Genomic DNA, 7123 nt, shown 5'->3' with positions numbered 1-7123 from the left:
GGGCAGACCAGCAGCCACCCGCTACCCGAAAACCAGTGGGCCGCGTGCCTGCGGCGCGCGGCCCCACTCAGCAACTTCATCGGTGGATCGAGGCTCAGGGTGTCCACCCCCGCCCCCACGATCGCCCGCTCGCGCACCAGGAACTCGGCGGTATCCGGCGCGAACCCCGGCGCATGCGGCGTTCCCTCCCCGTCGAGGTTGACGAAGGCGCCGGGTACCTCGAGCCGGCGTTCCCAACCCGAGTACATCGCCACGAAAGCCCGCTCCGGGATCCGGCCGTGCCGGGTCTCCCAGGCACCGATATCGTCCACGGTCACCGCCGCGTCCGCATCGGCGCCGGCCCGGGCACTGATATCGATCACCACCAGCGGTGCGACCAGATCGCGCGCGGCGAGCACATCGGTGGACTGCGCGCCGCGACGGTGCGACGGTGCGTCCACATGCGTACCCGTATGCTCCCAGTACGCCAGCAGGTTCTGGTCGAAGCCACCCGCGGCTTCCCAGGCGACCGGCACCATCGAGAACGGTGGGACTCCCGGCCATGTCGGGGTCCGCGCACTGAGTGGGTGGGTCAGATCCACGACTCCGCCGACGGCGGCGTGCGCGGACACTGCGGGAACGACACCCCCCAGTACGACCGCGGCCCCAGCTGTCAGGAAAGCACGCCGACCGGGACGGGGCAGGTCGCCGGCGGCCGCGCGCAGGTCTCGGATGATCTGTGGTGTGCACATTTCGCGGGCAGCTTATTCGAGCCCGGGACGAATACGGCCGTATGCCACGCGCGATCGCGAAACCCGCGCGGCGACTTCCGGCCATGCTCCCGGAGCGGCGGCCTCGGTTGGCCCGAGCCCGGCGCGGCTCGGGCCAACCGTGACCCGCCGGCGCGATCAGGTCACCGCACCGGCACCGCGGAGCGGAGTAGATTCGCCGGCGTGACCGAGGATCGTGGACCTGTCTTCGACGGGGTGAAGATCGGCAGACCGGCGACAGGCGCGTTGATCGACGCGGGATACCGGACGATCGACGAGCTACCCGAACACCTCCACGAATTGCTTCCGCTGCACGGCGTGGGACCGCGTGCGGTAGCGCTGCTGACCGAGGCGCGCCGGGTCGACCGATGAAACGGGTCTGCCGTGCGCGGGTTCGGGTGGCATCGCCGTCCCGCTCCGGGCGACCGATTCCGGCCGCCGCGGCCGACCCGCGCCGAGGCGATCACCACAGCTCGGTCGGCGCCACCTCCGCGCCGATTCAGCTGGTGCGCAGGTAGGAAAGGTCCGGCCACGGCGGTCGCCGCAGCACCGCGAGCGCGGCGATCACGGCGGCGAGCAGCCCGATCCATTCGCCCAGCAGCGCGATCCGGTTGACATCCACCGCGGGAACCCAGGTGGCGGCGCTGTCGCGGACCACGAAGATCCCCGCGGGCCGCATCGGCGAAGTGGAAAGGCAACCGCGGCGCGAGACGGTGATGACGATGGCACCGTCCGCCGTCTCGAACGGTTCACCATAGATCGGCGCGGATTCGGCCGCGGCCGCACCCGAGCGTTCCCGTATCACCATGTGTCTCGATCCCGTTCCTCGCGCCGAGCTGCACCGTTATCGGTGCGCGGTGTCCGGAAGACTACGGCGCGGACGCGGACGCCGGAGCCGATCCGCATTTTGGGGCGCCGATCGGACCCGCCTCCGGCCGGTCGGATTCGACAGCGTGGGTGGGCAGTGAAAAGGTCGCGCCAGAGCATTTCTCGGTGCCGGGAATGTCCGAAAATCGTGCTATAACGCACTGAGGTGCGGCTCCGAGCCGGGCAGGTATGCCCCGCGCCGGCTCACACCGCGTATTCGTTGTCGTGGCTGTACGGCCGGCGCAGAGAGAAGTATCCGATGAGTCCGACCACCGTCGAACAGCTCGAGATCGACCCTCCTCTGCCTCGTCCTGCAGGCGCCGAGCGCCTGCACCCTCTCATCGGCGCAGTCGAGGAGAATATCAACCGGTCGATACTGCTACTGGCTTCGGGAGATCCGGGAAGCGCGCCGGATTTCGCCAGATGGCTCGACGATAAAGGACTCCCGGGTGAGGACGACTTGGACGACCCGGAGCAAGAGTCCGTCATGATCGACAAGTACAAAGGTCGGCAAGAAGATGCGAAGGCGCTGAGGAGAACCCTCGACCAGCAGAACGCGAGCATCAACGACTCTCAGGTGGCCGCGTTCTCGACCTCGAACGATACGTACCAGAACATCATGTCGATTGTCAGTGAGCTTCGCGCAGACCTCGCCGACACACCTGCCCCGACGAAAGGCGAGGACGGCGTCTACCGTCTACCTCGGGGTGAAGAGTTCGCATTACTGCGCGCCCTGCTGAACGCGGTCGACCGAGTGCATGACGAAGTCGACAACGCGGCGAACACCATCAACACCCACGCCCGCCAGATCGATGGGTCGGTGCCGACCGTCCCGGCCGGCTATCGAACCAACGGCGGCGGTGTCACTCCCGTGAGTGCCGCATTCCAGGCCTCGCCGAGCCAGGCCAGCTATAAGATCACCAACCCGGACGATCCGGTGGGCAGCACGCTCGAACTGGCGCGGAGTCAGCTCGGGCTCACCGAGGGCTCCGGGAACCGGGTGAACGCACCCTACAACATCAACGACGCGTGGTGCGCTTCGTTCGCCAGCTGGGTGTGGGATCAGGCGGGTTATGACGTGGACTGGACCAACAAGAACTACGTACCCGCCATCTGGAACGACGCCATCGGCATGGGTTTGAACAGGGATAGCGTCACCCAGGCGCAACCGGGCGATCTGATCGTGTTCGACTGGGAGGGCGACGGGACCCCGGATCACATCGGCATCGTGGAATCGGTCAACGGCGGAACCATAAGCACGATCGAAGGGAACACCTCGAACGGCAACGGCCCGGATGGGGTACTCCGTAAGGAGCGCGCGATCAACACGGGCAATATCGTCGGCGTTGTCAAACCGCCACCCACAGGGTCGGATGTACGGGTGTAGCCGTCAATCCGACGTCACTCCCTTCCTCAGAAAGTATTCGTGGTCGCGGGTCGGCACTGGTCGCGTTGCGCCGCCACAGTTCCATACCCGGGCCGCCAGCCCGTGTGGCTCGCCTTCTCGGGATCGTCTCGAAGCCGACCGGGCGAGATGAGGACCGGCCCACTTCAGGCGCACCGCTCCAGGCGTATACGTAAACTTCTTTCATGGATCCACTGAGCCTTGCGGTCGGCGCCGGCCTCGTCGCAATCGGCTGGCTGGGCGGCCGATTCGGGTCACGGCGGCGAGCCGGCTCGACACCGAAACTCACGGCACGCTGCGGTTGCGGACACGACATGGCGTTGCACGACCGCGAGACCGGAAAATGCCATGCCGAACTCTCCCGCAGGGGAATACACGGCCTGCGCGAATGGGTCGGCTGCAACTGCCGCCGCTACACCGGGCCCATTCCCCTGGAAGAGGTGTTCAGTCCACCGATACTCCCGCCGGAGTCCTGAGCGCGGCGCGATCGTCGCGGGCAGCACGCGATCCCGGGGACCGACAGGCCGACCACCGCACAGGCACGTTCGCGAGCCCGGTAACAAGCCTCGGCCCGATGACCGTCCCGGCCGACCCGCCGCAGACGATGGTCGATCCGCGCAGGGCCTCGACGCCGCGGTACGAACCGACCACGGACCGGTAGGCGATGCAAGAGGCCGTTCCGGTAGGAGCATCCGACGACGATGCGGAAGGCTCCGCAGCACCCCTCGTGCGTGTCGGTGCTCCTACCGGGACCTGAACGAATCAGGTCAGGCAGCGGCCCATTTCTCCGGATGGAGATGATGCTGGACGAGCGCGTTCGCGTGCCCGTGGCCGAAACCGTGTTCGGACTTGAGCAATTCGACCAGTTCCTTGTGCGAAGCCGACCCGGCGGCACCGAGGACCTTCTTCCACTCCTCGATGCTGCGGCCGTACTTGGCCTCGATGGACGGGAAGTAGGACGCGGGTCCCTTCGGGGTGGTCGCCATCTTCGATCTCCTTGCTGGTTACGAACTCGATAGGTGAGACGGGAGACTCGTCGAGATCTCATCGCCCGCGCCGCCTATGTGTCGTGGGTCACTCTCCGATCGTTACCGCCCGGAATTGCCGACCAGGCGGCTGTCTCATGCTCACGCGACGTGGAGCTCAGGGCCGGGCTTCTCTGCCGACCCGTGGTCGCGTCCACGGCCCCGAGGAAGATGCTCGCGCGGTGCGGGCGACTCGGCACTGCCCGGCGAGGCCGATCCCGTCAGCTCGCCGGGCACGGGGTCAATATCGTCTCGAGCTCGGCGAGCACCGCGGTGAATGCGTCGCGCTGCTCGGCGGACAGACGATCGGTGAGCGTGGTCTCGTGCGCCAGTAGCTCGCGCACGACATGCTCGGTGAGCCTGTGCCCTTCCGCGGTCAAGCTGACCATGACGCCGCGCCGTGTCGCCGGGGCCGGTGCGCGAGTGATCAATCCGGCCGTTTCCGCCCGAGTCAGCCGCTGGGAGATGGCCCCGGCGGTGACCAGGCTGCGGGCCGCGATCTGGAGGGTGGTGAGCCGATAGGGCGGACCGGATCGGCGCAGCGTATTCAGCAGAGCGCGGGTGGCCTCGTCCACGCCGAGCCGCTGGAGCGCGGTGGCGTTCCTCGGTGAGGAGCTTCGCCACTCGCCATAGCGGCGTGAAGACCTGGATGGATTCGATACGTGCGTCCGGCAGCTCCCGCTGCAAGGCCGCCCGCTATCTCCGACGGGACAGAGGGATGAGCCGGACAGTCGTCGTCACCGGAGGAACCACCGGGATCGGCCACCGGGTAGCACGCGAGTTCGCCGAAGCGGGCGACACCGTAGTGATCACCGGACGCTCGGCCGAGCGACTACGGCAGGCGGCCGAAGAGCTGCCCGCAACAGACGAGTCCACCCGCCGAGTGATCGCGTCTGTGATCACTGAGCGGGTGGACTCGATGCCACGCACTGCGTACCGAAGGGGCTCTTCAGCCCCATTCTTGCAGGTCAGGCCTACACGTCGAAGTAGAGCTCGAATTGCCTGCAGGACGTTTGTGATCGTTGACGACGAGGGCAAACGGTGCTGATCAGGCGATTTCCTCGCTGGCAACGTTGGCGACTATCGGCCGCGTTCTGACCTCCTGCGGACGGATTGCGGACCGAGCCGATGGCATGATTGGAGGCCGTAATCACCCGTCCATGGGCTCCACCAGTATGGTTGTTGCGGGGTCGACGTCCAGAGCAGATGCCAGGGTGGGGAGCTCGGCACCGTCGAGGCCAGCGAGCTCAAGCGCCGCTTGTCCTGCGGTATGAGCAGCCTGGATCGGCTGACCGTTGGCGATGGTCTGATAGAACCAGGCTGCATAGTTAATGGCGTCGGCATCAGCGACCGCGTCGGCCATACCGATCGCGAATGGCACAACCTCTGAAACTAGGGCGTCCAGTTGTGCAGCGGAATGGCATGAGTTCAGCAGGATAAGCAGAGGCGGAGTGCTGGTTGCTTGGATCGCCTTCGCGAACGCACGGGCGGTGACACGTACAGCCGGATGGCCAACCTCGTCCACCTCGTCCTCGAACTCAAGGAAGTCCTCGTCACTATGACCGGAGAAGTGCACGACGTGGGGACGGAACCGGGTCACCCCTTCGAGCAGGTCGTTGGTCGTTGCAGCTGGACGAACATCGAATTCCAGCTGATCTCGATGAAGTGCAGACTGCACTGCGGCACGAATTCGTTTCTGCTCGCGGCCGACACGCAGGTCGCCATCAGAGGAGGCGCCCAGCAACAGCACCCGCAACTTTTCTGGTTTCGGCTTGGGAAGCTGACGCAGTACCTGTTCCACAGCGGACTCGGTGCTGGCGATGCGGGACTCGATTGCTGCGCGGGCTGCCATCGCTGCGCGATCAGCTTGCTGCTGCTCTCGTTGGCGGCGACGCTCCGCCGCGTCGGCCTCCGTTCGCTCGGCCCGATTCAACCTCGTAATGAGCGTGGTCTCCTCCCGAACGTAACCGTTCACCTTGACCTGCCACCTGTTCGCTTCCTTGCCAGCAGTCTCGGCTTCCTTTTCCTTTCGATCGGCCTCACGGAGCTTGCTGCTGGCGGTGGTTGTGCTGCTGCTCCGTGCCGCAGCCTGGCGCGCTTTTGCTGCATCGGCGCGCTTTTGAGATTCCTTCGTTCGGAACTCGCCTACCTTCTTCTCGGCCTCGATGCGCTGCTGCCGTTTTCGATCAAGCTGACTCCGGTACTGGTTTGCAGTCACAGTTCCCTCCTCCCCTGTCGCCCTAACCGCCCGGTTCCCACGCGCGTCCACGCGACAGTGTCTTCGAATTTGATGGACGAAATCGGTTGTGCTACTCAACAAGCGCTTTCTGCCCGTGCTTCGTTACGACATCGGCCTGAAGAACCACGCCAGCGCACCTCACGGCCTTTTTGGCCCTGATGGCTGGTGGTCTGCGCATCGGTGGGCTGGCTACCCGCCTGCCCGATAAGGCCTGCCGATCTCGCGTAGAGGCTCCGGGGTCAAGGGTGGCGAATGCCATCAGCGAAGCTGACGCGTAGCGCCCTTGAAGCTGGAGGGGCGCGGGAACACAATGCAGGCCACCAGTCAGCAGGGCCACGCGGCCGGAGGTCGCGCACATCCCACCCGAGAACTGGTCGATTCATGTGTTCGGCAACTCGGCGGGACGGGACCACGGCCAGTCACCCCGGGCGTTGCCGGCCGATTCGTGCTCGGGCTGCGGGAGACCAAGCCGGGTACGGCTCTCGTCGTGCCCACACTTCTCGGTTCTCGAAAATCAACCATGTCGGGTCGGAAGCGGGTGGCGCTGGCGTGCCGCCGACGCGCCGGTGGGGCCGCCAGCGTAGCCAGGTCCCGCCGTAGCGTGGCGGCGGCGCGCATGCGCCGCCGCTCTTGAACCTATATGGCGAAATTCGGCAACCACTTTGAGAAGAGGCGGGTTCAGTGGAACAGCCGTGAATCAGTCCAGAGCTGGACTGCTGTCAGATCGCGAGGTTCGTTTAGCCGCTCTTAAAGATCAGTTCAGAATGAGCTTCCGGAGGCATATGACCGAGCAGGCCAGGCTCAGTAGTGCTTGGTGGATGTCGGCGCGCCGTTCGTA

Annotated in this window: 9 protein-coding genes; 4 read left to right on the top strand and 5 right to left on the bottom strand. The window is 65.8% G+C overall.

Going from position 1 to position 7123, the window contains the following annotated elements; translation table 11 throughout:
- Nucleotides 1-731: cyclase family protein (locus ABZV91_RS31760; RefSeq protein WP_355249409.1), on the bottom strand; the 731-nt coding region annotated here is incomplete at its 3' end.
- Between the two features lie 201 nt (nt 732-932).
- On the opposite strand from ABZV91_RS31760, the gene ABZV91_RS31755 reads away from it, so the two are divergent.
- Complete coding sequence (locus ABZV91_RS31755; RefSeq protein WP_355249408.1) at nt 933-1121, top strand: helix-hairpin-helix domain-containing protein; 189 nt, start codon at nt 933-935, stop codon at nt 1119-1121.
- 127 nt (nt 1122-1248) lie between these two features.
- Here the strand turns inward: ABZV91_RS31755 and ABZV91_RS31750 are convergent, their stop codons facing one another.
- The gene (locus ABZV91_RS31750) at nt 1249-1557 is read right to left on the bottom strand and encodes a hypothetical protein (protein WP_355249407.1); all 309 of its coding nucleotides are present in this window, start codon (nt 1555-1557) and stop codon (nt 1249-1251) included.
- Between the two features lie 318 nt (nt 1558-1875).
- Between ABZV91_RS31750 and ABZV91_RS31745 the strand changes: the two genes are divergently transcribed.
- Nucleotides 1876-3003, top strand: a complete 1128-nt coding sequence (locus ABZV91_RS31745) for a CHAP domain-containing protein (protein WP_355249406.1) — start codon at nt 1876-1878, stop codon at nt 3001-3003.
- Between the two features lie 203 nt (nt 3004-3206).
- Complete coding sequence (locus tag ABZV91_RS31740) at nt 3207-3497, top strand: hypothetical protein (RefSeq protein WP_355249405.1); 291 nt, start codon at nt 3207-3209, stop codon at nt 3495-3497.
- 291 nt (nt 3498-3788) lie between these two features.
- On the opposite strand, the gene ABZV91_RS31735 is transcribed toward ABZV91_RS31740, so the two are convergent.
- Nucleotides 3789-4007, bottom strand: coding sequence for a DUF4287 domain-containing protein (locus ABZV91_RS31735; protein ID WP_355249404.1), 219 nt, complete (start codon nt 4005-4007; stop codon nt 3789-3791).
- A gap of 260 nt (nt 4008-4267) precedes the next feature.
- On the bottom strand, nt 4268-4621 hold the full coding sequence (locus tag ABZV91_RS31730) for a MarR family transcriptional regulator (RefSeq protein WP_355249403.1): 354 nt from the start codon (nt 4619-4621) through the stop codon (nt 4268-4270).
- 74 nt (nt 4622-4695) lie between these two features.
- Between ABZV91_RS31730 and ABZV91_RS31725 the strand changes: the two genes are divergently transcribed.
- Nucleotides 4696-5094 carry an SDR family NAD(P)-dependent oxidoreductase gene (locus ABZV91_RS31725; protein WP_355249410.1) on the top strand — a complete coding sequence of 133 codons (399 nt, stop codon included), beginning with the start codon at nt 4696-4698 and terminating at the stop codon, nt 5092-5094.
- Between the two features lie 102 nt (nt 5095-5196).
- Here the strand turns inward: ABZV91_RS31725 and ABZV91_RS31720 are convergent, their stop codons facing one another.
- On the bottom strand, nt 5197-6264 hold the full coding sequence (locus tag ABZV91_RS31720; protein WP_355249402.1) for a CHAT domain-containing protein: 1068 nt from the start codon (nt 6262-6264) through the stop codon (nt 5197-5199).
- Nucleotides 6265-7123 lie beyond the last annotated feature (859 nt).

The sequence above is a fragment of the Nocardia sp. NPDC004568 genome, from assembly GCF_040609955.1.
Lineage (GTDB): Bacteria > Actinomycetota > Actinomycetes > Mycobacteriales > Mycobacteriaceae > Nocardia.
This window is presented reverse-complemented; position numbering and strand designations above follow the sequence as displayed.

Excerpts from the sequence above, each read along its gene's own strand:
- ABZV91_RS31750 (WP_355249407.1), bottom strand. The coding sequence starts at position 1,557 with ATGGTGATACGGGAACGCTCGGGTGCGGCCGCGGCCGAATCCGCGCCG.
- ABZV91_RS31745 (WP_355249406.1), top strand. The coding sequence starts at position 1,876 with ATGAGTCCGACCACCGTCGAACAGCTCGAGATCGACCCTCCTCTGCCT.
- ABZV91_RS31740 (WP_355249405.1), top strand. The coding sequence starts at position 3,207 with ATGGATCCACTGAGCCTTGCGGTCGGCGCCGGCCTCGTCGCAATCGGC.
- ABZV91_RS31735 (WP_355249404.1), bottom strand. The coding sequence starts at position 4,007 with ATGGCGACCACCCCGAAGGGACCCGCGTCCTACTTCCCGTCCATCGAG.
- ABZV91_RS31725 (WP_355249410.1), top strand. The coding sequence starts at position 4,696 with ATGGATTCGATACGTGCGTCCGGCAGCTCCCGCTGCAAGGCCGCCCGC.